At 64.3% G+C, this 23,156-nt stretch carries 16 protein-coding genes; 14 read left to right on the top strand and 2 right to left on the bottom strand.

Annotation, left to right across the window (positions count from 1 at the left end; genetic code table 11):
• Window positions 1-28: 28 nt before the first annotated feature.
• The 6 genes from thiL (at window position 29) to ilvD (ending at window position 9,728) form a co-directional block, all read left to right on the top strand.
• On the top strand, window positions 29-1,003 hold the full coding sequence (gene thiL / locus ACGK9R_RS15995) for a thiamine-phosphate kinase (protein ID WP_394583112.1): 975 nt from the start codon (window positions 29-31) through the stop codon (window positions 1,001-1,003).
• Window positions 1,000-1,473: a phosphatidylglycerophosphatase A gene (locus tag ACGK9R_RS15990; protein WP_394583110.1), complete on the top strand. Its 474-nt coding sequence runs from the start codon at window positions 1,000-1,002 to the stop codon at window positions 1,471-1,473. Before thiL ends, ACGK9R_RS15990 begins: the two co-directional genes overlap by 4 nt.
• A 141-nt stretch (window positions 1,474-1,614) precedes the next feature.
• A complete protein-coding gene (locus tag ACGK9R_RS15985) occupies window positions 1,615-2,871 on the top strand; it encodes a DUF945 family protein (RefSeq protein WP_394583108.1) in 1,257 nt (418 codons plus the stop codon).
• Window positions 2,872-3,008: 137 nt separating this feature from the next.
• Complete coding sequence (lon, locus tag ACGK9R_RS15980; RefSeq protein ID WP_394583106.1) at window positions 3,009-5,453, top strand: endopeptidase La; 2,445 nt, start codon at window positions 3,009-3,011, stop codon at window positions 5,451-5,453.
• 184 nt (window positions 5,454-5,637) lie between these two features.
• Window positions 5,638-7,749: a methyl-accepting chemotaxis protein gene (locus ACGK9R_RS15975; RefSeq protein ID WP_394583104.1), complete on the top strand. Its 2,112-nt coding sequence runs from the start codon at window positions 5,638-5,640 to the stop codon at window positions 7,747-7,749.
• Window positions 7,750-7,883: 134 nt separating this feature from the next.
• A complete protein-coding gene (gene ilvD / locus ACGK9R_RS15970) occupies window positions 7,884-9,728 on the top strand; it encodes a dihydroxy-acid dehydratase (protein ID WP_394583102.1) in 1,845 nt (614 codons plus the stop codon).
• 200 nt (window positions 9,729-9,928) lie between these two features.
• Here ilvD and nudE read toward each other — a convergent pair whose 3' ends face one another.
• On the bottom strand, window positions 9,929-10,543 hold the full coding sequence (gene nudE / locus ACGK9R_RS15965; RefSeq protein ID WP_394583100.1) for an ADP compounds hydrolase NudE: 615 nt from the start codon (window positions 10,541-10,543) through the stop codon (window positions 9,929-9,931).
• A gap of 95 nt (window positions 10,544-10,638) precedes the next feature.
• On the opposite strand from nudE, the gene yrfG reads away from it, so the two are divergent.
• From yrfG to rsd, 8 genes are all read left to right on the top strand, one after another.
• Window positions 10,639-11,307, top strand: coding sequence for a GMP/IMP nucleotidase (gene yrfG, locus ACGK9R_RS15960; protein ID WP_394583098.1), 669 nt, complete (start codon window positions 10,639-10,641; stop codon window positions 11,305-11,307).
• Between the two features lie 61 nt (window positions 11,308-11,368).
• Window positions 11,369-11,758 carry an RNA-binding S4 domain-containing protein gene (locus tag ACGK9R_RS15955; protein WP_394583096.1) on the top strand — a complete coding sequence of 130 codons (390 nt, stop codon included), beginning with the start codon at window positions 11,369-11,371 and terminating at the stop codon, window positions 11,756-11,758.
• A gap of 39 nt (window positions 11,759-11,797) precedes the next feature.
• Window positions 11,798-12,673, top strand: coding sequence for an Hsp33 family molecular chaperone HslO (hslO, locus tag ACGK9R_RS15950; protein ID WP_394583094.1), 876 nt, complete (start codon window positions 11,798-11,800; stop codon window positions 12,671-12,673).
• 314 nt (window positions 12,674-12,987) lie between these two features.
• Window positions 12,988-14,544, top strand: coding sequence for a phosphoenolpyruvate carboxykinase (locus ACGK9R_RS15945; RefSeq protein WP_394583092.1), 1,557 nt, complete (start codon window positions 12,988-12,990; stop codon window positions 14,542-14,544).
• Window positions 14,545-14,703: 159 nt separating this feature from the next.
• Window positions 14,704-17,043: a Tex family protein gene (locus ACGK9R_RS15940; RefSeq protein WP_394583090.1), complete on the top strand. Its 2,340-nt coding sequence runs from the start codon at window positions 14,704-14,706 to the stop codon at window positions 17,041-17,043.
• Window positions 17,044-17,172: 129 nt separating this feature from the next.
• Complete coding sequence (gene gshA, locus ACGK9R_RS15935; RefSeq protein WP_394583089.1) at window positions 17,173-18,813, top strand: glutamate--cysteine ligase; 1,641 nt, start codon at window positions 17,173-17,175, stop codon at window positions 18,811-18,813.
• The gene (locus ACGK9R_RS15930; protein ID WP_394583087.1) at window positions 18,810-19,310 is read left to right on the top strand and encodes a disulfide bond formation protein B; all 501 of its coding nucleotides are present in this window, start codon (window positions 18,810-18,812) and stop codon (window positions 19,308-19,310) included. Before gshA ends, ACGK9R_RS15930 begins: the two co-directional genes overlap by 4 nt.
• Window positions 19,311-19,436: 126 nt before the next feature.
• On the top strand, window positions 19,437-19,925 hold the full coding sequence (gene rsd, locus ACGK9R_RS15925) for a sigma D regulator (RefSeq protein WP_394583085.1): 489 nt from the start codon (window positions 19,437-19,439) through the stop codon (window positions 19,923-19,925).
• A 147-nt stretch (window positions 19,926-20,072) separates the two neighbouring features.
• Here rsd and ACGK9R_RS15920 read toward each other — a convergent pair whose 3' ends face one another.
• Window positions 20,073-23,156 (bottom strand): efflux RND transporter permease subunit, encoded by a 3,084-nt coding sequence (locus ACGK9R_RS15920; protein WP_394583083.1) that lies wholly within the window; start codon window positions 23,154-23,156, stop codon window positions 20,073-20,075.

The raw sequence follows: 23,156 nt of genomic DNA, 5'->3' as shown, positions 1-23,156 counted from the left end.
GCGCCCGCTGGCATCGAAAGGGGCCTTTGTGTTGGGCGAATTCGAACTCATTGAACGGTTTTTAACGCCTTCCTCGGCACCCGCCGGGCAAGGTGGCGTGGCGCTGGGCTGCGGCGACGACGCCGCGCTGCTCGAGCTGCGCCCGGGCCGCCAGCTGGTGGTGAGTGTCGATACCTCCAACGTCGACGTTCACTTTCCCACTGGCGCCCCCGCCGAGGCGATCGGCCATCGGGCGCTGGCGGTGGCACTCAGCGACCTGGCCGCGATGGGGGCCGGTTCGCGCTGGTGCACCATGGCGCTGACCCAGCCCCGCGACGCCTTCGCGCATGCCGATCAGGCCGCTCGCTGGTACGCGGATTTCGCCCGCGGATTTCACCGGCTCTGCGAGCGCCACGCCACCGCGCTGGTTGGCGGCGATGTGACCTCGGGGCCTTTGGGTATCAGCGTCACGGTGATGGGCGAGGTGCCGACCGGTCAGGCGCTCACCCGCGCCGGTGCCCGGGCGGGCGATATAATCGCCGTGACCGGGGCGCTTGGCGGCGGTGCCGGGGGGCTTTTGCTCTGGCAGCGCGGCGAGCGCGATCTTTCGCACCCGCTTCTTTCACGCTACCTGCTGCCCGAGCCTCGTTTGGCAGCGGGCATTGCGCTGCGCGGGCGTGCAAGTGCGGCGCTCGATATCTCCGACGGCCTGCTTGCGGATCTTGGCCATTTGCGCCGGGCCTCGAACGTCGGCGCCGAGCTCGATATGGCGGCGCTGCCCGCCGCCGACGGCCTGGTCGATGCGTTCGGTAAGCGCGAGGCGCAAAAAATGATGCTCGGCGGCGGCGACGATTACGAGCTTTTGGTCACGCTTTCCCCAAAGGACTTGGACAGTGCCCGGCAGGCGCTCGAAAAGACGGGCCTTTCGCTCACCGTGATCGGGCGCTGCTCAAATACGCCGGGGGTGCACGGCGTGCCGCTCGAGATGGCCCAGGGCTGGCAGCACTTCGAGGAGGCGCGATGATCAAGGCTCCCCCGAGCGTCTGGCGGCGCCCCACGCACTTTTTCGCCTTTGGCCTGGGCAGCGGCATGGTGCCCTGGGCGCCGGGCACCTTCGGCACGCTGGCGGCCATCCCCTTTTACTGGATCATGGCGGATCTGCCGCTGGGCTGGTATTTGAGTCTGGTGCTGGTGGCGTTCATCGTCGGGGTGTGGCTTTGTGACAAGACCTCCCACGATCTGGGCGTTCACGACCACTCGGGCATCGTCTGGGACGAGTTCGTCGGCTACTGGATCACCATGGCGGCGGTGCCTTTCTCCTGGGAGGCGGCGCTTTGGGGGTTCATCGTGTTTCGTATCTTCGATGTCTTCAAGCCCTGGCCGATCCGCTGGGCGGACCGCCGCGTGGCCGGCGGCTTTGGCATCATGATCGATGACGTCATGGCCGGCATCTACGCCTGGAGCACCATGCATCTTTGGTTCTGGCTGCACTGAGGGTTCTGGTTGCACTGAGGGTTCTGGCTGCACTGAGCCGTGCCCGCTTGACGCTGGCGCGACTTGCGGGCACGCTCGCAGCGGCGACGTTCAGGATATTTAACCCGCTTCGAGCTTTCCCGTCGTCCTCCAGGAGCTGGCATGCGCAAGGAACGTCTGATTGTCCCGATCATCGTCACCGTGGCCCTTGTGTGGGCAGTGGCGCAGCTGATCTCGAGCGTTCTGTTCGAGCGCAGCCTGAACCAGGCGCTGGAGGACCTGGAGGCGCGCGGCGAGTGGCGGGTGAGCCGCCCGGAAAACCGCCAGGGCTGGCTCACCTCCGAAGGGCGACTGGTGCTGGCGCCGCTTTTAGGCAGGCCCTGGCAGCTGGAACTTACCTACGAGGCGCGCCATGGGCTCTTGAGCACCGATGTTCAAGGCACGCTGGTGCCGCGCCTTGGCAGCGCCCTGCAAAAGGCCCTCGGCGAGGTGTCGGCGCTGTCGCTGCCGCGCTGGGAAGGGCGCTACCACACGCTCAGCGGTAAAAGCGAGCTGCGCCTGGCACTGGCGCCGTTCGTCATTCAGCAGGGCGGGCGCGAGCTCGACGTTCGCGGCGCCCGGGTGCGCCTGGAGGGCGTGTTCGGCGACTGGCGCCTGCGCGCGCTGTTCGACCAGCTTACGCTGAGCGACGGCCCCGCCTTTCTCACCTTCGGCCCGACCGTGCTCGAAAGCCGCTACACCTATACCGAAGACGCCTATCATTTCATCCAGCGCGACCATCTCACCATCGACTCCACTCGGCTTTATTACCCGGAGTTCGAGGTCACCGCCGCGCCGCTCGATCTGCAAAGCCAGATGGTACTCGACGAAAGCGAGCTGCGCCTGAAAGGGCGCCTCGAGCTCGGCGAGGTGCACGTGCCCAGCGAAGCCCCGGATACCGCGCTGTTGAGCGGCGAGATCGAAGCGGAGCTTTCCCGGCTCAACGCCGATGCGGTGCGCGAGATCATACGCCGCGTGCGCCTGGAAGCCGCCTGGGGCGACCCGGAGCGGCCGATGGCCGAAGGCGTCATGGCTCGGCTGGAGCCGGAGGTACGCAAGCTCTTGAGCGACTCGCCGCGCCTGGACGTCACCCATATCGCGCTTCAAAGCCCGCTGCTGGGAATCAACGTGGCTGCCGACGGGGCGCTGTTTTTCGACGGCCGCCGGGTCGATACGCTGGCCCTGGAAGATCTACGTGATCCGCGTACCCGGCGCGCCTGGCGCGAGCGCATCGACGGCGACTTCGTCTGGTACGACGCCCCGACGGTCGCCGCGCTCTGGCTCGGGTTGCCGCTGGGTACCCGCGAGCTTCAGTTCGACGTGATTCGCGGCCAGTGGCGGGTCAACGGCCGCCCCATGCCCGAGCTCTGGCCACAGTAAAAGCGCTTTAATGCGCCAACGAGCGCCTTCGCGGCCGCTGCGTTGAACACGCCCAGGGTTGAAGTTTCGCTTTACTGCCCACATTCCATGGATCATGCCGGGCGGCGTTGCCGCCAGTCTCAGTCGATGGAGGGCGCATGAGCGACCAGGATCATGAACACGATAACGATTCACCCGTATGGTTGACCGACGACGACGCAAGCGACGCCGAGCGCGAAGAGCACCGCTCCGACGGTGAGCGCGTTCACTCGTTGGTCTCGGCCAGCGACATGCTGCCGGAGCGTATCTACCTGCTCCCCATCCATAACCGCCCGTTCTTCCCCGCCCAGGTGCAGCCGCTGGTGATCAACAAGGAACGCTGGGAAGAGACCATGCGTCGGGTCGGCAATACCCCGCACCACACCCTGGGCGTGGCCTTCGTTGGCGAGCACGGTGTCAGCGAGCTGGGTCAGTCGGACTTCCCCGAGATCGGCACCGCGGTCAAGGTGCATAAGCTCAAGAGTGAAGATCAGCAGATTCAGTTCATCGCTCAGGGCGTGCGCCGCTTCAAGATTCAGCGCTGGCTCTCGAAGGAGCCGCCGTACCTGGTCGAGGTGAGCTACCCGCGCGAGCCGGTCGACGCCGAGGACGAAGAGACCCGCGCCTACGCCATGGCGATCATCAACGGCATCAAGGAGCTTTTGCCGATCAATCCGCTGTATGGCGAGGAGCTCAAGCACTATCTCAATCGCTTCAGCCCCAATCAGCCGGGCCCGCTGACCGATTTCGCCGCGGCGATCACCTCGGCCAAGGGTCCGGAACTTCAGGACGTTCTTTCCACGCTCCCGGTGGCGGATCGCATGCACAAGGTGCTGCCGCTTCTGCGCAAGGAGATCGACGTCGCCAAGCTGCAAAGCGAGATCAGCGAGCAGGTCAACGCCCAGATGCAGGAGCGCCAGCGCGAGTTCTTCTTGCGCGAGCAGCTGAAGGTCATCCAGCGCGAGCTCGGTATCTCCAAGGGCGACCGCGAGAACGACGTCGACACCTTCCGCGAGCGACTGAAGGCGCTGAAAGTGCCCGAGCGGGTGCAGGGCCGCATCGACGAGGAGCTCAATAAGCTCAGCGTGCTGGAAACCGGCTCGCCGGAGTACGGCACCACGCGCAACTACCTCGACTGGCTCACCTCGCTTCCCTGGGGCGTGACCAGCGACGACAAGCTGGATCTTAACCACGCTCGCCAGGTGCTGGATCGCGACCACGACGGGCTGGGGGATGTGAAGGAGCGCATCGTCGAATTTCTCGCCGAGGGCACTTTCAAGGGCGATGTCGGCGGCTCGATCGTGCTGCTGGTCGGCCCGCCCGGGGTGGGCAAGACCTCCATCGGGCGCTCGATCGCCGAGGCGCTGGGGCGCAAGTTCTACCGCTTCTCCGTCGGCGGTATGCGCGATGAAGCCGAGATCAAGGGCCACCGGCGCACCTACGTGGGCGCGATGCCCGGCAAGCTGGTTCAGGCCTTCAAGGAAGTCGAGGTCGAAAACCCGGTGATCATGCTCGACGAGATCGACAAGCTCGGCCAATCCTTCCAGGGCGACCCGGCCTCGGCGCTTCTCGAGGTTCTCGACCCGGAGCAGAACGTCGACTTTCTCGACCACTACCTCGACGTGCGCATGGATCTCTCCAAGGTGCTGTTCGTCTGCACCGCCAATACCTTGGACTCGATCCCCGGGCCGCTTCTGGATCGCATGGAGCAGATTCGCCTTTCCGGCTACATCGCCGAAGAGAAGATGGAGATCGCCAAACACCACCTGTGGCCGAAGCTCTTGCAGCGCAACAAGCTGCCGAAAAAGCGCATCAACCTGACCGACGCCGCGCTCAAGCAGGTGATCGAGGGCTACGCGCGCGAAGCCGGGGTGCGCCAGCTCGAAAAACAGCTCCACCGCATCGTGCGCAAGGCGACGGTCAAGCTTTTAGAAGAGCCGGAAGAGACGGTCAAGATCTCACTCAAGAACCTCGAGGAGTTTCTTGGCGCGCCGCTGTTCCGCAAGGAGAAGGTGCTCAAGGGCGAAGGCGTGGTCACCGGCCTTGCCTGGACCTCCATGGGCGGGGCGACGCTGCCGATCGAGGCGAGCAAGATCCACTCGCTGGATCGCGGTTTCAAGCTTACCGGCAAGCTCGGTGACGTGATGCAGGAGTCCGCCAACATCGCCTACAGCTATACGCTGGGCCATTTGAAGGAGTACGGCGCCGACCCCGAGTTCTTCGACAAGGCGTTCGTTCACCTGCACGTGCCCGAAGGCGCTACGCCCAAGGATGGCCCCTCCGCCGGGGTGACGATGACTACCGCGCTTTTGTCGCTGGCGACTCACAAGGCGATCGACCGGCCGCTGGCGATGACCGGCGAGCTGACGTTGACCGGCCAGGTACTGCCGGTGGGCGGCATTCGCGAGAAGGTGATCGCCGCCCGGCGCAGCGATATCTTCGAGGTGATCCTGCCCGAGCCCAACCGGCGCGACTACGACGAGCTGCCGGACTATCTGAAAGAGGGTATGACGGTCCACTTCGCCAATCGTTACAAGGACGTGGCCAATATCGTGTTCAAGTAACTCCGTGCGTTGGCCGCCGTTAAAGCGCTCGAAGCCGACGCCATACCGTTAGCATGATAATTTTAATGCGCCACACTGGTAAAAAAGTGTGGCGCTTTTTTATGGTTATTCGTCGAATTAAAGCTTGGAGCGGCGTCGATAATGGAGCAAATTCAACTTTAATCATTGTTAACGGGACTTCCAAGTGCGCAATAACCAGCCTGTCACGCAGCGCGAATACGTGCTCGACGATGAAACCGTCCTGATTTCCCGCTCCGATCTCGACGGTAACGTCACCTATGCCAGCGCCGCCTTCGTCAAGGTGAGCGGCTATTCGCGCGACGAGCTGATGGGCTCGCCGCACAACATGATTCGTCACCCGGATATGCCTGAGGCGGCGTTCAAGGATTTCTGGCACACCATCAAGGCGGGCAATACCTGGCAGGGTCTGGTCAAGAATCGGCGCAAGAACGGCGATCACTACTGGGTCAACGCCACCGTGGCTGCGCTTCGCGACGGCGACCGGATCGTTGGCTACACCTCGGTGCGGCGCAAGGCCGAGCCAGACGCCATTGCGCTGGCCGAGCGGATTTACGCCGAGCTGCGCGAGAAGGGTGCCTCGAGGGGCTACCGCGTGCGCCAGGGTGCCATTAAGCGCAAAGGAGCGCTGGGGCTTATAGGGCGCGTGCAGTTTGGCAGCCTCAGGGCGCGGCTGACCGGCATGGTGCTGGTGGCGCTGCTGTTTCTAGGACTTGCCGGGGCGCTGGGGGTCGTGGGGTTGATCAACGCCGGTGAGCGGCTGGCCACCCTCGATGCCGCAGGGCTTCAGTCGATCGCCGATCTGCAGGGCATCGAGCGCCGCGTGGGCCAGAGCGTGGAGCTGGTCGAGCCCGCCGTGCGCAACCCCAGAGGCGCGGATCTTGCCGCGATCGGCGCCACCGCCGAGGGGTATGTGAGCGATATCCAGACCCAGTGGCAGCGCTACGTCGATGTCGAAGGCGAAAGCGCCCGGGGCGGCACAGCCGCCGCTTTCGATGCCACGCTCGGGCAGTGGTCCAGCGCGCTCGACCAGGCGCTAACGGCGCTCGCTGCCGGCAACGGCTTCGCTGCTTACGAGGCGTTCAACGACGGGGTCGTTCCCGCCACGGCAACGCTTCGTGAGCAGAGTAGCCAGCTGGTGGAGCAGGAGCGCCTGCAGGCCCAGGCGCTGGTCGAGCAGGCCCACCGTGAGCGCCGGCACATGATGTGGGCGCAGCTGGCACTTTTGGGGCTGGGGCTTTTGATCATGGCGGGGCTCAGTACGTTGATCCTGCGCTCGGTGTTCCGGGGGCTAGAGGGCGCGCGTCAGATGACCTTTCAGGTGGCCGCCGGCAACCTGGCCGCCCGCGGGCATGCGCGCAGCGGCGACGAGCTGGGTGAACTTCTCTATTCGCTCGATACCATGCGCTTTAGCCTCGCTGCGGTGGTGGGCGAGGTCGAAAATCGCGTATCAATCGTAACCCCGGCGGTGGAGCAGATCGCGGTGGAAAACGACAACCTCTCCCAACGCACCAGCCAGCAGGCGACGGCGCTGGCCCAGACTGCCTCCAGCATGGTCGAGATGACCGCCACCGTGGCTCAGAACACCGAAAACGCCCGCCAGGCAAGCGAGCTTGCCGAACAGAACGCGAGCAGCACCCGCGATACCCGCAAGCAGATGGAGCAGCTCGTCGAGCGCATGCAGCGCATCGCGCAAAGCGCCGAGAAGATGACCGAGATGATCGGCGTGATCGACGGCATCGCCTTTCAGACCAACATTCTTGCGCTCAACGCCTCCGTCGAGGCGGCCCGCGCCGGCGAGCACGGCCGCGGGTTTGCCGTCGTGGCAAGCGAGGTGCGAAGCCTCGCCGGGCGCTCCGCCACCGCCGCGCAGGAGATTCGGCGCATGATCGACAGCGCCACCCAGGAAGTCGACGGCGGGCGCACAGCGGTGAAACAGGCAGAAAACTCGATCGAGAACGTCATGCAGCAGGTGAGCCGGGTCAGCGAGCTGATGGCCTCGATCACGCTCGCATCGAGCGAGCAGAGCAGCGGCATCGGCCAGATCAACGGCGCGATCGCCGAAATGGACAGCACGACCCAGCAAAACGCCCACAAGGTGCAGATGATCGCCGACTCCGCCGACCATCTGGCCGTCGAGGTGTTCGAGCTTGCCAACGTGGTCGACGCCTTCCGCCTGAAAGGCGCTCAGGAGGAGAACATCCAGGCGTCGCTCGAAAAGCTCGAGCGGGTGAATCAGTCGCTGAAAAAGCCCGCACTCGCGCTTCCCGCCCACTGAGAAGGTGCGCGCGTCTGGCATCGCGCGCGCCTTTTGGGCAAAATTCCTCTTCGCTGGACCCACCCGGCCCGCGCTTTGACCGGCGCCGGGCCCGTCATGATTAGAAAAACGCTATAAACGCCGTAGAGGACGTCATGCCCGAGTATCGCTCCCGTACCACCACCGCTGGCCGCAACATGGCCGGCGCCCGCGCGCTATGGCGCGCCACCGGCATGAAAGACGACGACTTTCACAAGCCCATCATCGCCGTGGCCAATTCCTTCACCCAGTTCGTACCCGGGCATGTGCATCTGAAAGACATGGGCCAGCTCGTTGCCCGCGAGATCGAAAAAGCCGGCGGCGTGGCCAAGGAGTTCAATACCATCGCCGTCGACGACGGCATCGCCATGGGCCACGACGGCATGCTCTACTCGCTGCCGAGCCGGGACATCATCGCCGACAGCGTCGAGTACATGTGCAACGCCCACTGCGCCGATGCGCTGGTGTGCATCTCCAACTGCGACAAGATCACCCCCGGGATGCTGATGGCCGCCATGCGCCTCAATATCCCGGTGATCTTCGTCTCCGGCGGGCCGATGGAGGCGGGCAAGACCAAACTGCTCGACCACGGCCTGGACCTGGTCGACGCCATGGTGATGGCCGCCGACGATAGCGTCGACGATGAAACCCTGGCGGAAGTCGAGCGCAGCGCCTGCCCGACCTGCGGCAGCTGCTCGGGCATGTTCACCGCCAACTCGATGAACTGCCTGACCGAAGCGCTGGGCCTGGCGCTACCGGGCAACGGCACGGTGCTCGCCACGCATTCCGACCGCCGCCGGCTGTTCGAAAACGCCGGCCACAAGATCGTCGAGCTGGCCAAGCGCTACTACGAAGGCAACGAGGCGCATCTGCTGCCCCGCGCCATCGGTTCGAAAGCGGCGTTCAAGAACGCCATGACCCTGGATATCGCCATGGGCGGCTCCACCAACACCATCCTCCACCTGCTCGCCGCTGCTCAGGAAGCCGAGGTCGACTTCACCCTGGCCGACATCGATCGGCTCTCGCGCGAGGTGCCCCAGCTCTGCAAGGTGGCGCCCAATACCCAGAAGTACCATATCGAAGACGTTCACCGCGCTGGCGGCATCATGGCAATTCTCGGCGAGCTCGACCGCGCCGGCGTGCTCGATACCTCCGTACCCACGGTCTACGGCGACAGTTTGGCCGCCGCGCTGGAGGAGTGGGACATCATGCGCTCGCCAAGCAGCGATACAGTCGAGTTCTTCAAGGCCGGCCCCGGCGGCGTTCCCACGCAAACCGCGTTTTCCCAAAGCGCGCGCTGGCCGAGCCTGGACGGCGACCGCGCCACCGGCTGCATTCGTGATCTGGAACACGCCTTCTCGACAGAGGGCGGGCTTGCGGTGCTGTTTGGCAACATCGCCCGCGACGGCTGCGTGGTGAAGACCGCCGGCGTCGACGACTCCATTCTGGTATTCGAAGGCCGCGCTCACGTGGTCGAGTCCCAGGACCAGGCGGTAGCGGACGTGCTCGACGGCAAGGTGAAGGCGGGCGACGTGGTGGTGATTCGCTACGAGGGCCCGAAAGGCGGGCCGGGCATGCAGGAGATGCTCTACCCGACCTCGTATCTGAAATCGAAAGGGCTCGGCAAGGCGTGTGCGCTTCTGACTGACGGGCGCTTCTCCGGCGGCACCTCGGGGCTTTCGATCGGCCACGTCTCGCCGGAAGCTGCGGCGGGTGGCGAGATCGGCCTGGTCGAGCAGGGCGATCCCATTCTGATCGACATTCCCAACCGCGCGATCAATGTGCAGGTGTCTGACGCCGAGCTTGCGCGGCGCCGCGAAGCGATGGAGGCCCGCGGCCAAAAGGCCTGGAAACCGGTCGACGAGCGCCCGCGCAAGGTCACCGCCGCGCTCAAGGCCTACGCCTTGCTCGCCACCTCCGCTGACAAGGGCGCGGTGCGCGATCTTTCGAAGCTCGACTGACAAGTCGCGAGCTAAAGCGGCCTCCCACAAATTTGGACTCTAGATCCTGAATCCTACCCTGTGGGAGGCCGCTTCAGCGGGCGAATGGCTCCGATAGGCGCCTTGGCTTGGCCACCAGGTCGCGAGCTAAAGCTACCTCCCACACCCCTGACCAAGCCTGACCGACGGGCATTAGCCGCTAACCCGTTCTTCAAAAACGCTCAAATTAGTTCCGTCCTATCCCGGCGCTTTTCGTCGCGCAGCTTGTCGCGGGCGATGTAGAGCGCGGCGATGGCGCGGGCTTCGTGAAAATCCTCGCGCAGAAGCAGCGCGGGCAGCTCTTCCAGCGCGTGGGTTTCGACGACGAGTGGCTCCGGCTCATCGCCTGGCAGGCGCTTGTCATAAAGATCGGTGGCCAACATCACCTGAATACGGTGGTGCATGTAGTTTGGCGCCAGGGAGAGCTCGATGAGCGGCTCCAGGTGTCGGGCGCCGACGCCGCACTCCTCCATCAGCTCGCGGTTGGCGGCGGTGAGGATATCCTCGCCCGGGTCGACCAGCCCCTTGGGTAGTGTAAGGGCGTACTCTTCGAAGCCGGCGGCGTACTCGCGAATCAGCAGCACATGCTCCGGGTCCGGCATGGCGACGATCATCACCGCGCCTCGGCCGCTGCCGCTCAGGCGCTCGAAGCGGCGCTGTTCGCCGTTGGAAAAGCGCAGATCCAGCGCTTCGACGTGAAAAAGCTGGCTTTTCGCCACGCTTTCGCGGTGGAGGATGCGCGGCTTGCTCGGCGCCTTCGGGCGGGGGGCGTCGTGAGGGGGAACGTGCTGGGACATGGGGCCTCCATGGCTCGAAAAATCGCCTTGCGTTACAATAGCACGCTTACCGTTTTGACTGTCGTTTCAACTGTCGTTTCAACACCGGAGTGGCCATGATTGATTGGCGCGAGATCGATACCGTCCTGCTGGACATGGACGGCACGCTGCTGGATTTGCACTTTGATAGCCACTTCTGGCTCGAGCACCTGCCCAAGCGCTATCGCGAACTCCACAAGCTCGATCAGGCCGCTCAGGACACGCTGCTCGAACGCATCATCGGCGAGCAGGGCACGCTCAACTGGTACAGCCTGGCCTACTGGAGCCGCGAGCTCGACCTGGACGTCGCGGCGCTCAAGCGCGAGGTGCAGCATCTGATCGGCTTTCGCGGCGACGCGCTCGATTTTCTCACCTGGCTGAAAAACGCCCACCCGCGGGTGGTGCTGGCGACCAACGCCGACCGGGCCGGGCTTGCCATCAAGCTGCCGCTCACGGGGTTGGAAAACTACCTCGACGCCATCATCTCCTCCGAAGACGTCGGCGCGGCGAAAGAGGAGCAGGCGTTCTGGATCGCGCTTGCCGAGCGTGAGCCCTTCGACCCGCAGCGAACGCTCTTCATCGACGATAACCCTCGCGTGCTCGAAAGCGCGCGGGAGTTCGGCATCAAGTACCTGGTGGGCATTCGCAAACCCGACAGCCAGCGCCCCGATAAAGAGCTTCAGGAATTCATCGCCCTCGACCGCTTCGCTGAGCTTCTGCCGAGCGATATGCCCCCGAGGGCGTGATCTTGCGTTGGCAACCCTGAACGCAGTGCAAGCGCCTGAAGCCTATCCAAGGAGAGCAACCATGAGTGAGAGCGTTCGTCTGGACAAATGGCTCTGGGCCGCGCGGTTTTTCAAGACCCGGGCGCTGGCCAAGAAAGCCATAGAAGGCGGCAAGGTGCAGTACGACGGCGACCGCGTGAAGACCAGCAAGAACGTGGAAGTGGGCGCGGTGATTCGCGTGCCCCAGGGCTGGGACATCTACGAGGTCGAGGTGGTCAAGCTTTCGGATCAGCGCCGCGGCGCGCCGGAGGCGCAGACCCTATACGCCGAAACCGAGCAGAGCCAGACGCGGCGCGAAAGCGAGCGCGAGACCCGTCGGCTCAATAACGAGATGATGCAGCACCCCTTGAAGCGCCCGGACAAGAAGCAGCGCCGCGAGATCCAGCGTTTTCAGCGCAACCAGGGCGAGTAGCGCCCGGGTTGCCCTTCCTTCTATTTTTAATGGTTTCCCATGTCCGATCAAATCCAGCGTTTTCTGTTCGACCAAACCAACGTGCGCGGCGAGATCGTCACCCTCGCCGACACCTACCACGAGGTGCTCAGCCGCCACGGCTACCCGACGGCGGTCAATGCGCTGCTCGGCGAGCTATTGGCCGCCGTGGCGCTTTTGACCGACACGGTCAAGCTCGACGGCACGCTCAGTATCGAGGTGCGCGGCCAGGGCGATCTGGCGCTTTTGATGGCCGAGTCCAACCCTGGCGGCGAGCTTCGCGCCATCGCGCGGCTGAATGAAAGCGGGGCGCTTCCCGCCGAAACGGCGAGCTTTCGCGAACTGGTCGGCGAGGGCCAGATCGTGATTACGCTCGACCCTAAAGAGGGCAAGCGCTACCAGGGCATCGTCGCGCTCGAGTTCGCCACGCTCGCCCAGTGTCTGGAGGCCTACTTCAGCCAGTCCGAGCAGCTGCCCACGCGGCTCTGGCTCGAGGCCGACGGTAAGCGGGCCGGCGGGCTGCTGCTTCAGCGCCTGCCGGATGCCGCGCAAAACCAGGACATCGACGCCTGGGAGCGCAGCGTTCATCTGGCCGAGACGATCAAGCGCGAAGAGCTTTTGGGCCTCGCGCAGCGCGAAGTGCTCCACCGCCTTTACCACGAAGAGACCGTGCGGGTGTTCGACCCCAAGGCCCTGCGCTTTGGCTGCACCTGTTCACGCGAGCGCATGAGCTACGCACTCCACACCCTGGGCGAAGCGGAACTGAAGGATATTCTCGCCGAGCAGGGCGAAATCGAGACTCAATGCCACTTCTGCCACACGAAATATCACTACACTGCCGCCGAAATCGAGGCGCTGATCGATAATCCCGACAGCCCATCGCCGGTGATTCACTGAGTTTGTAGTCGACGCGAGTGGCGGCCGTTCCAAGTTGAAAGCCTTCAAACGTCGATGCGGTCGGGGCTTATCGACCAAAGCCGAACGACTGTTTGAAAAATTACCGCAGCGCAACAAAAAATCGGCCTCATTGTAGTAGTTTAACTACAAAATGAATGTCGTAAGCCCCCGTTTCACGGGGGCTTTCTTTTTGCCATAATTCGCCGGTCTTCAGGGTCCGGCAGGCGTCTTGGCCGGGCAAATTCAAGGTGAAGGGCGTCGATTACGCCCTTTGCGTTTGTCAGAAAAAGCGGCCGGCAGGCCCAGGAATCGACATGACCATGACCCAAGCCACCCCTTCGATTCACGTCAATCTCAGCAGCGCCGAACTGATCGAGCGCGCCGTGGCCCGTGGGGAAGGCCGTCTTTCGGCGGACGGCGCGCTGGTGGTGAATACCGGTGAGCGCACCGGTCGCTCGCCCAAGGACCGCTTCATCGTCGACGAGCCCGGCACGCGCGACCAGATCGACTGGGGCAGCGTCAATCGTCCCTTCGATGCCGGCAAGTTCGAAGCGCTCTGGGGGCGGGTCGAGGCGTATCTCAACGAGCGCGAGCACTTCGTTTCCGAGCTGCACGTGGGCAGCGACACCACCCACTACCTGCCGGTACGCGTTGCCACCGAAACCGCTTGGCAGAACATGTTCGGCCGCACCATGTTCGTGCGCCCCGAGACCTACAACCCGGCGGGTAAAACGGCCTGGAAGATTCTCAACGCCGCGAACTTCGAGTGCGACCCGAGCCGCGACGGTACCCACTCCGACGGCACCGTGATCATCAACTTCGCCGAGAAGAAAGTGCTGATCGCCGGTATGCGCTACGCCGGCGAGATGAAAAAGGCGATGTTCTCGGTGCAGAACTTCCTGCTGCCGGCCTCCGATGTACTGCCGATGCACTGCTCCGCCAACGTGGGTGAAGATGGCGAGACGTGCCTCTTCTTCGGTCTTTCCGGCACCGGCAAGACCACGCTCTCCGCCGACCAGGGCCGCTACCTGATCGGTGACGACGAGCACGCCTGGGGCGACGATATCGTCTTCAACATGGAAGGCGGCTGCTACGCCAAGTGTATCGATCTCTCCGAGAAGAACGAGCCGGTGATCTGGAACGCGATCAAGTTCGGCACCGTGCTCGAAAACGTGGTGCTGGATGATCGCCGCACGCCGAACTACGCCGACGATAGCCTGACCCAGAACTCCCGCGCCGCCTACCCGCTGGAGCACGTCGAGAAGCGCGTACCGGAGAACCTGGCCGGCGAGCCGAGCGCCATCGTCTTTTTGACCTGCGACATGTCCGGCGTACTGCCGCCGGTGTCGATCCTCTCCAAGGAAGCCGCGGCGTACCACTTCCTCTCCGGCTACACCGCCAAGGTTGGCTCCACCGAGATGGGCTCCTCCGAGGGCCTGGCGGCGACGTTCTCCACCTGCTTCGGCGCCCCGTTCTTCCCGCGCCCGGCGCGTGAATACGCGGACCTTCTGATCAAGCGCGTCGAAAAGAAGGACGCCCAGGTCTACCTGGTCAACACCGGCTGGACCGGCGGCGCTTACGGTGAAGGCGGCTCGCGCTTCTCGATCCCGACCACCCGCGCGATCATCAGCGCGATCCAGTCCGGCGTGCTGCGTGACATCGAGACTCAGCACATTGGCGGCCTGAACCTGGACGTGCCCACCGCCGTACCCGGCGTCGACTCGAGCCTTCTCAACCCGCGCGACACCTGGGCCGATCAGGACGCCTTCGCCCGCCATCAGCAGGAACTCGCGACCAAATTCGTCGAGAACTTCAAGAAGTTCGAAGGTGTCAGCGAGGCCATCGTTCAGGCGGGACCGAAGCTGATTTGATCGCGATTCGTTAAAGCAGGTTTGATGCTTCAAGGGGCAGCGCCATCGGCGCTGCCCCTTTTTGTTGGCCGGTAATGCTCCCGGTGACATTTCATGCCAGCGTCATGGCTTTGTGGTACCGTGTCGCCATTCAAAAGCCGGCATGAGTTAGTGGCACGTATGGATGTGAATCAACGAATTATCGCGCGTTTGGCCGAGGAGCTGGGCGTCAAGGCAGAGCAGGTCAGCGCAACGGTCGCACTGCTCGACGAGGGCGCGACGGTGCCGTTCATCGCCCGCTATCGTAAGGAAGTCACCGGGGCGCTCGACGACAGCCAGCTTCGCAATCTCGACGAGCGTCTTCGCTACCTGCGCGAGCTCGAGGAGCGCCGTAGTGCGGTGCTTGCAGCCATCGACGAGCAGGGCAAGCTCGATGGCCCGCTCAAGGCGCGTATCGACGCCGCCGACACCAAGCAGCGCCTGGAAGACCTCTACCTGCCGTTCAAGAAAAAGCGTCGCACGAAGGCGCAGATCGCCCGCGAAGCGGGCCTCGAGCCGCTGGCGGATGCCTTGCTCGCCGACCCTACTTTGGAGCCGGAAGCCGAGGCACAGGGCCATCTTCGCGCCGCTGAGGGCGACACGCCGGCTATCGAGGACGCCAAGGCGGCCCTCGACGGCGCCAAGCAGATTCTCATGGAGCGCTTCGCCGAGGACCCGGAGCTGATTGGCCGGCTGCGTGAGCGGCTGTGGGATGAGGGCGAACTCAGCGCGCGCATGCTCGACGGCAAGGAACGCGATGGCGCCAAGTTTTCCGACTACTTCGAGCACGATGAAAAGCTCGCCAGGGTGCCCTCCCACCGCGCGCTGGCGATGTTCCGCGGGCGCAACGAGGGCGTGCTGAGCCTGGCGATTCGACTGCCCGGTGAGGACGAGGCGCCGGTGCACCCGGCCCAGGTCGCCATCGCCAGGCAGGTCGGCGTTCGCGACGAGGGCCGCGCCGCCGACAAGTGGCTGATGGAAGTGGTGCGCTGGACCTGGCGGGTGAAGCTCTATACTGCGCTCGAAACCGAGCTTCTGGGCCGGCTTCGCGAGCAGGCGGAGCAGACCGCCATCGACGTCTTCGCCGCCAATCTCAAGGACCTGCTGCTGGCTGCGCCGGCGGGGCAGAAGGTGACCCTGGCGCTCGACCCGGGCCTGCGCACCGGCTGCAAGGTCGCGGTGGTGGACGCCACGGGGCAGTTTCTCGATCAGGCAACGATCTACCCCCACGCGCCGCAAAACCGCTGGGATGAATCGCTGGCCGAACTCACTAAACTGATCAAACGCTACGATGTCGAACTGATTGCCGTGGGCAACGGCACCGCCAGCCGCGAAACCGACAAGCTCGCCGGTGAGCTGGTCAAGGGCCTGGCGCCCGAGCGGCGCTTGAGCAAGGTGATGGTTTCCGAGGCGGGCGCCTCGGTCTACTCCGCCTCCGAGTACGCTTCCCGGGAGCTGCCGGATCTCGACGTCACCATCCGTGGCGCAGTCTCCATCGCCCGGCGCCTGCAGGACCCGCTCGCCGAGCTGGTCAAGATCGAGCCCAAGTCGATCGGCGTGGGTCAGTACCAGCACGACGTCTCTCAGGTGCAGCTCTCGAAAAGCCTCGAGGCGGTGATCGAGGACTGCGTGAACGCGGTGGGCGTGGATCTCAATACTGCCTCCAGCGCGCTGTTATCCCGCGTGGCGGGGCTTTCCGCGGCGATCGCCGAGAACATCGTCGCCCAGCGCAACCAGCAGGGCGCGTTCACCAGCCGCAAGGCGCTTCTGGAAGTGAGCCGGCTGGGGCCGAAGACCTTCGAGCAGTGCGCCGGCTTTCTGCGCATTCAGGGCGCCGAGAACCCGCTGGACGCCAGCGGCGTTCACCCGGAGGCGTATACGCTGGTCGAGCGCATCGCCAGGCAGAGCGGGCGCGAGGTGAAAAGCCTGATGGGCGACAGTCAGGCGCTCAAGGCACTCAACCCCGCCGAGTTTGCCGACGAGCGCTTCGGGGTACCCACGGTCAGCGATATCTTCAAGGAGCTGGACAAGCCCGGCCGCGACCCGCGCCCGGAGTTCAAGGCCGCGGAGTTTCGCGAAGGTGTGGAAAAACTCACCGACCTCAAGCTTGCCATGGTGCTCGAAGGCACCGTCACCAACGTCACCCACTTCGGCGCGTTCGTGGATATCGGCGTGCATCAGGACGGTCTGGTACATATCTCGGCGCTGGCTGAAAAATACGTCGAGGACCCGAGAACCGTGGTCAAGGCCGGCGATATCGTGACCGTGAAGGTGATGAGCGTGGACATTGCGCGCAAGCGCATTGGCCTTTCCATGCGCTTGAGCGATGAAGTCGAAAGCGAGCCGGGTAGCGGCGAGCGCAGCGATAAAAAGGCACCGCGAGCGCAAAAAGGCGCGCGACATCATCGTGATAAGCCTGCCTCGGAGAGCTCGATGGGCGCGCTCGGCGCGGCGCTTTTGAAAGCGAAGCAGGGCAAATAGTCGCGCGCCTTGAAGTTTGCGCGTATCGCGCCATATCCTTAGCGCTACTGTGGGCGAGCCTTGAGGCAATACCCGTGGATTTTATCAGGGCCCGCCTGGCGGGCCGCCTACCGACAAGGAGTGTTCGTTTTGGCTGAGCCACTCACCGTGCCATCGTCGCTGACCGCTCAAATCGAGCGCCTGCTGCCCAGCGCCCGGCTGGGCCGCCTGGGTCGGCTGCGGCGTGGACTGGAAAAAGAGGGACTGCGGGTGGACGCCCAGGGCCATATCGCCCAAACCCCGCATCCCGAGGCGCTAGGGTCGAAACTGACCCACCCGCATATCACCACCGACTACTCGGAGTCGCTTCTCGAATACATCACGCCGGTCTACTCGGAACCGAAGGAGGCGCTGGCGTTTTTGTCGGACTTGCACACCTTCACCTACCAGCACCTCGACAACGAGTGGATCTGGCCGGGCAGCATGCCTTCCAGGCTTTCGGGCAACGACAGCGTGCCCATCGCCGACTACGGCACCTCGAACGTGGGTACCATGAAGCACGTCTACCGCAAGGGGCTCGACGTGCGCTATGGGCGCATCATGCAAGCGATCGCCGGGGTGCACTACAATGTCTCGCTGCCCGAGGACATGTGGCACGCGCTGCGCGAGCTGGAAAAAGCCACGAATATCCCGTTCAACGACTACCGCTCGACGCGCTACTTCGGCATGATCCGCCATTTTCGCCGTCACAGCTGGCTGCTTCTATACCTGTTCGGCGCGTCCCCCGCCGTGGACAAGAGCTTCCTGCCGGAGGGCAAGGTGCCGGAGAAGCTCGAGCCGCTCGGTGACGATACCTATTTCGCCGAGTACGCCACGACCCTGCGCATGTCGGACCTGGGCTATCAGAACAAGGTGCAGGAGCAGCTCAAGATCTGCTTCAACTCACTGTCGAACTACGTCAACACGCTGCGTCACGCTATCTCATCGGCCTGGCCGGATTACGAAAAGCTCGGCGTGAACGTCGACGGCGACTGGCGCCAGCTCAACGCCAACATCCTGCAGATCGAAAACGAGTACTACAGCGACATTCGGCCCAAGCGCGTGGCCCGACACAACGAAACGCCGAGCCAGGCGCTCGAAGCGCGCGGCGTCGAGTACATCGAAGTGCGCTGTCTGGATTTGAACCCCTTCGACGCGCTCGGCGTGACCGAAGATCAGATGCGCTTCGTCGACGTGTTTCTTCTTTGGTGCCTGCTCAGCGACAGCCCCTGGGTATCCGACGAGGAGTGCGACCGCCTGGACGATAACCGCCGGCTGGTGGTCGAACGCGGCCGCGACCCGGCGCTGAAACTCGCGCATAACGGCGAGCAGGTCTCGTTGCCCGACTGGGGCGAGCAGATTTTCGCCGAGATGGGCGAGGTCGCAAGGCTGCTCGACGCGGTGGAGGAGAACGCCCCGCACCAGGCCGCGCTCGATGCGCTCGCCCCGCGCCTGCGAAACCCGGAGCTGACGCCGTCGGGCCAGCTGCTGGCGCGCCTGAAAGAGGGCAGCGGCTCGCTCAGCGATACGCTGCTGGCGCTGGCCAGGGAGCAAAAGGAAGCGCTCGGCTCGACTCCGATGCTGCGCTCGCGCGAGGCGCTGCTCGATCAGCTGATCGAGACCTCGCACCAGCAGCAGCAGGATATCGAAGCCGCCGACACCGAGTCGTTTGGCGACTTCATCGACCATTACTTTACCAAAGCCCGCGAAATGCGCGCCTTTTCCGCGATCAAGCCCGAGGAAACACCATGACACCTTCACTCATCCGGCCTACCGCCTGGGCCGGGGTGTTTTTTTGCGCGCTGATGATGACCGTAGCGCTGGTGCTCGAGCACGTGGTGGGGCTCGAACCCTGCCCGCTGTGCATCTTTCAGCGTGTGGCGGTCATCGCCGCCGGTATCGTGCTGCTGATCGCCGCGCTGCATAACCCGAAGGGCGCGGTGGGCAAGAGCGTCTACGGTGTACTCGGGCTTATCGCCGTGGGCACGGGCGCATTCATCGCCGGGCGTCACGTGTGGCTGCAGAGCCTTCCGCCCAGCGAAGTGCCCAGCTGCGGCCCGGGGCTCGACTACATGATGGAAATCCTGCCCATGCAGGACGTCGTTGCCATGGTGCTCACCGGATCCGGCGAGTGCGCCGAGATCGACTTTACCTTCCTCGGGCTATCGCTTCCCGGCTGGACGCTGATCGGCTTTGTGATTCTGGCCATTGCGCCGCTGCGGATGCTGTGGCTGGCGTACAAGCGCTGAGGTTCGCGCCGGCGGTGATTGAGTGAGTCGCCGCCGGAGCGGAAAATCCTGCCAGGTTCAATTGACACCTTCGCACTAAAAAGCGAGTCTCTGGATTTGATTCACGACATTCGTCAGGAGAACGCCATGTTGGAGAACTGCAAGAACGCTCAGGAGCGGTGGGGCGGGGTGCATAGCCTGATCGATCGCTGGCTGGAGCAGCGCCGCACCTTTTTGATCAGCTTCATCGAGCTAAAGGAAGCCTGCGACTCGGAGCTCGAGGCGGTAAGCAAGCCGCGCATCGACACCTTCAGCGAGCTGTTGATGGATTACATCAGCGCCGGGCACTTCGAAATCTACCCGGAGCTTGCCCGCGAGGCGAAAGCCTTCGACGACGACAGCGCCTTGGAGATCGCCTCCAAACTGCTCGAGCGTCTCGAGATGTCGACCGCCATGGTGCTGGAGTTCGACGAGGATTTTGCCACGGTCGAGCGCAGTCAGAACAACCTGACCCGGCTGCCGGCGTGGCTCGACCGCCTGGCCAAGGGGCTGACCGAGCGCTTCGCGCTGGAAGACCAGCTCATCGCCCGTATGCACGCCGCCCATAGCCCCGCCGCCGCGCAGCCGTCTTCCTGATTTTATCTCGATTTATCCGGCTTCTTGCCACGATAGCTACCCCGGAAAACCCAGCCGGGGCGCCTGAACGGCGCCTATCGCCGACGTGTCGGACCACCAATGAATTGGGCTCCTGCAAACCCATCCCATGACTCGTAGGAGCAGGCTTTAGCCAGCGACCTCTCGAATTCGCCCCTTTTTGGCCCCAATTACCAGCATACAGGGCGTTAGCAGCAGGGTGAGGGCGGTCGCAAAGGTGAGCCCGCCCGCAATGGCGCTGGACATCTGCGTCCACCACTGCGCCGAGGGTGCGTTGAAGCCGAGCGCCGGAGCGAACAGGTTGACGTTGACGCCGAGCACCATCGGCATCAGGCCCAGCACGGTGGTGATGGCGGTCAAAAGCACCGGGCGCAGGCGTAAACAGCCCGCCTCCAGCGCCGCCTCGCCCGGCGGCATTCCTTGCCCGCGCAGCTCGTTGTAGGTGTCGATCAGAACGATATTGTTGTTGACCACGATACCGGCAAGGGCAATTACTCCCATGCCGACCATGACGATGCCGAACGCCTGGCCGGTGATCAAAAGCCCCACCAGTACCCCGGCGGTGGAGAAGAGAATCGCCGAGAGCACCAGCGCCGCCTGGTAGAGGCTGTTGAACTGGGTGACCATGATCAGCGCCATCAGCCCCACGGCGATAAGAAACGCGCTGAACAGAAACTGCATCGACTCCTGCTGATCCTCCTGCTCGCCGGCGACATTGACCATCAGCCCGTCGGGCAGCGCGTCCTGGCCCTCGGCCAGCAGCGCGCGCAGGCGCTCGTCGGCGAGATACCCCGGCGCCAGGTCGGCCTCGAGCGTGATCGCTCGGCGCCCGTCGATGCGGTTGAGCGTGCCGACCTTCGGCGCCGGGGCAAAGGTCACGAAGTGGGAAAGCGGCACCTGCCCGCGCGAGGTATTGATGGTCATGCGCTCGAGCTGATCGAGCGTTCTAAAGTGCTCCGGCAGGCGAATGCGGATATCGACTTCGTCGCTGACCGTGGGGGGGCGGTAGCTGGCGACCTGAAGGCCAGTGGTGAGAAGCTGCACGGCGCTGCCGATGGTGGTGATATCGGTGCCCATGCGCGCCGCGGCTTCGCGGTCGACGATGATCTGCCATTCGACCCCAGGCAGGCTGCGGTTGTCCTGAATATCGGTGAACCCGCCGAGCGACTGCATCAGCTCACGCAGCTGGTCGACCCCGGCATCGGCAACGCTTGGGTCGTTGGCGCTGACCTCGAGCACGATCGGCTTGCCGCCGCTCGGGCCCTGCTCCTGCTCCTGAAACTCGAGGGTGATGCCGGGCATGTCCGCGGTGCGCTCGGCCATCTCACTGAGAATGGTGCGCGCCGGGCGGCGCTCGAACCAGTCGATGAACTGGAACTGCAGCACGCCGACCACGTCGTCGCCCACCTGCTCGTTGGCCACGAAGGAGCGCGCGTAAAGCGCCTCGACTTCGCTCATCTGGCCCAGGCGCGCCTCGACGCGTTGAAGGATCGCGTCCGCCTCGTAGACCGAAAAATCGCCGCGGGCGCGCACCAGTACCTGAGCGCTGTCCGGCTCCACGTTGGGGAAAAAGTCGATGCCGTGATTGAAGCGCGCGTAGCCGGTGTATAAAAGCGCGATCACCAGTAGCGCGAAGGCTAGCACCCAGCCCGGGCGCAAAAGAAGCCGCGCCAGCACTCGCCGGTAGCCGCGCCCCAGCGCCGTGGTTTGTGCTGGCGCCGTGGCGTCACTTTCCGGCGCCTGGACCTGGCGGGTGCAGAGCCGCCCGAGGGTGGGCAGAAATACCAGCGCCATGGCAAGCGAGGCCAGAAGACACAGAATCACCGTGGCGGGCAGGTACTTCATGAACTGGCCGACCACGCCGGGCCAGAACAGTAGCGGCAAGAATACCGCAAGCGTGGTGGCGGTGGAGGCGATCACCGGCCAGCTCATGCGCGAGGCGGCGTTGAGCCAGGCATCGAAGGGACGCTGACCCTCCTTCAGATAGCGATCCGCCAGCTCGCTGACCACGATCGCACCGTCGACCAGCATCCCCGCCACCAGAATCAGCGCGAACAGCACCACGATATTGAGCGTGAAGCCGAACGCCCACACCAGCAGAATACCGGTCAGAAACGCACCGGGAATCGTCAGCCCCACCAGCAGCGCCATGCGCAGCCCCATGACCGCCACGATCACGATCAGCACCAGCACCACGGCGGTGAGCACGTTGTTCAAAAGCTCGGAGAGCATGTTGGCCACGGTGGTCGACTCATCGAGAATCGGCGTGATGCGAAGCCCCTCGGGCAGCAAATCGCGGGCCTGCTCGAAGCGTTCCCACACCGCATCGATGGTGGCGATGATATTGGCCCCGGCGCGCTTGGAGACTTCCAGCACCACCGCGGGCTCGCCGTCGATGCGCGCGAACCCCTGCGGGTCCTTGAAGGTAGGGTGAATCCAGGCCACGTCGCCGAAGGTAACGACCCGGTCGCCGTCGACCTTGACCGGTGTGGCCATCACGTCCTCGAGCGAGGTGATCACGCCGGGTACCTTGAGCGCCAGCCGCCCGGTGCCGGTATCGAGGCTGCCCGCCGCTACCAGGCGGTTGTTGCGCGACACCAGGTTGAACAGCGCATCGAAGTCTATGCCATAGCTTTCGAGCACCAGCGGGTCGACCACGATCTCGAGAAGATCCTCCTGTTCGCCGGCGATCTCGACCTCGAGCACGTTGGCGATGCCCTCGATCTCCTCTTTCAGCCGCCGGGCGACGGTGATGCGCTCGCGCTCGTCGAGCTGGCCGGAAAGCCCGATGGAAAGCACCGGAAACTCCGAGACATTGACCTCCATCACCCGCGGCTCGTCCGCCTCGTCGGGAATCTCCGCGCGGGCGATATCGACCCGCTCGCGCACGTCCGAAAGCGCCGTATTGGGGTCGAAGCCCGGGTCGAACTCGAGCGTGACCGAGGCGTGGCCTTCACTGGATTGGGCGGTGAACTTGCGAAGCCCCTCGATGCCGCGAAGCTCCTGCTCCATGGGGCGCACCAGAAGCCGCTCGCCATCCTCGGGGCTGACGCCCTCGAGGGTCAGCGACACGTAGATCAGCGGTATGGTGACGTCCGGGTTGGCTTCCTTGGGGATCACCTGCCACGCCGTGACGCCGGCGAGCAGAAGCCCGAGCAGCAGCAGAAGGGTGGTGCGCGTATGGGTGAGCGCGGCGTGAATCAGCGTGCGCAT

This window comes from Halomonas sp. HNIBRBA4712 (assembly GCF_043558675.1).
GTDB lineage: Bacteria > Pseudomonadota > Gammaproteobacteria > Pseudomonadales > Halomonadaceae > Vreelandella.
This window is presented reverse-complemented; position numbering and strand designations above follow the sequence as displayed.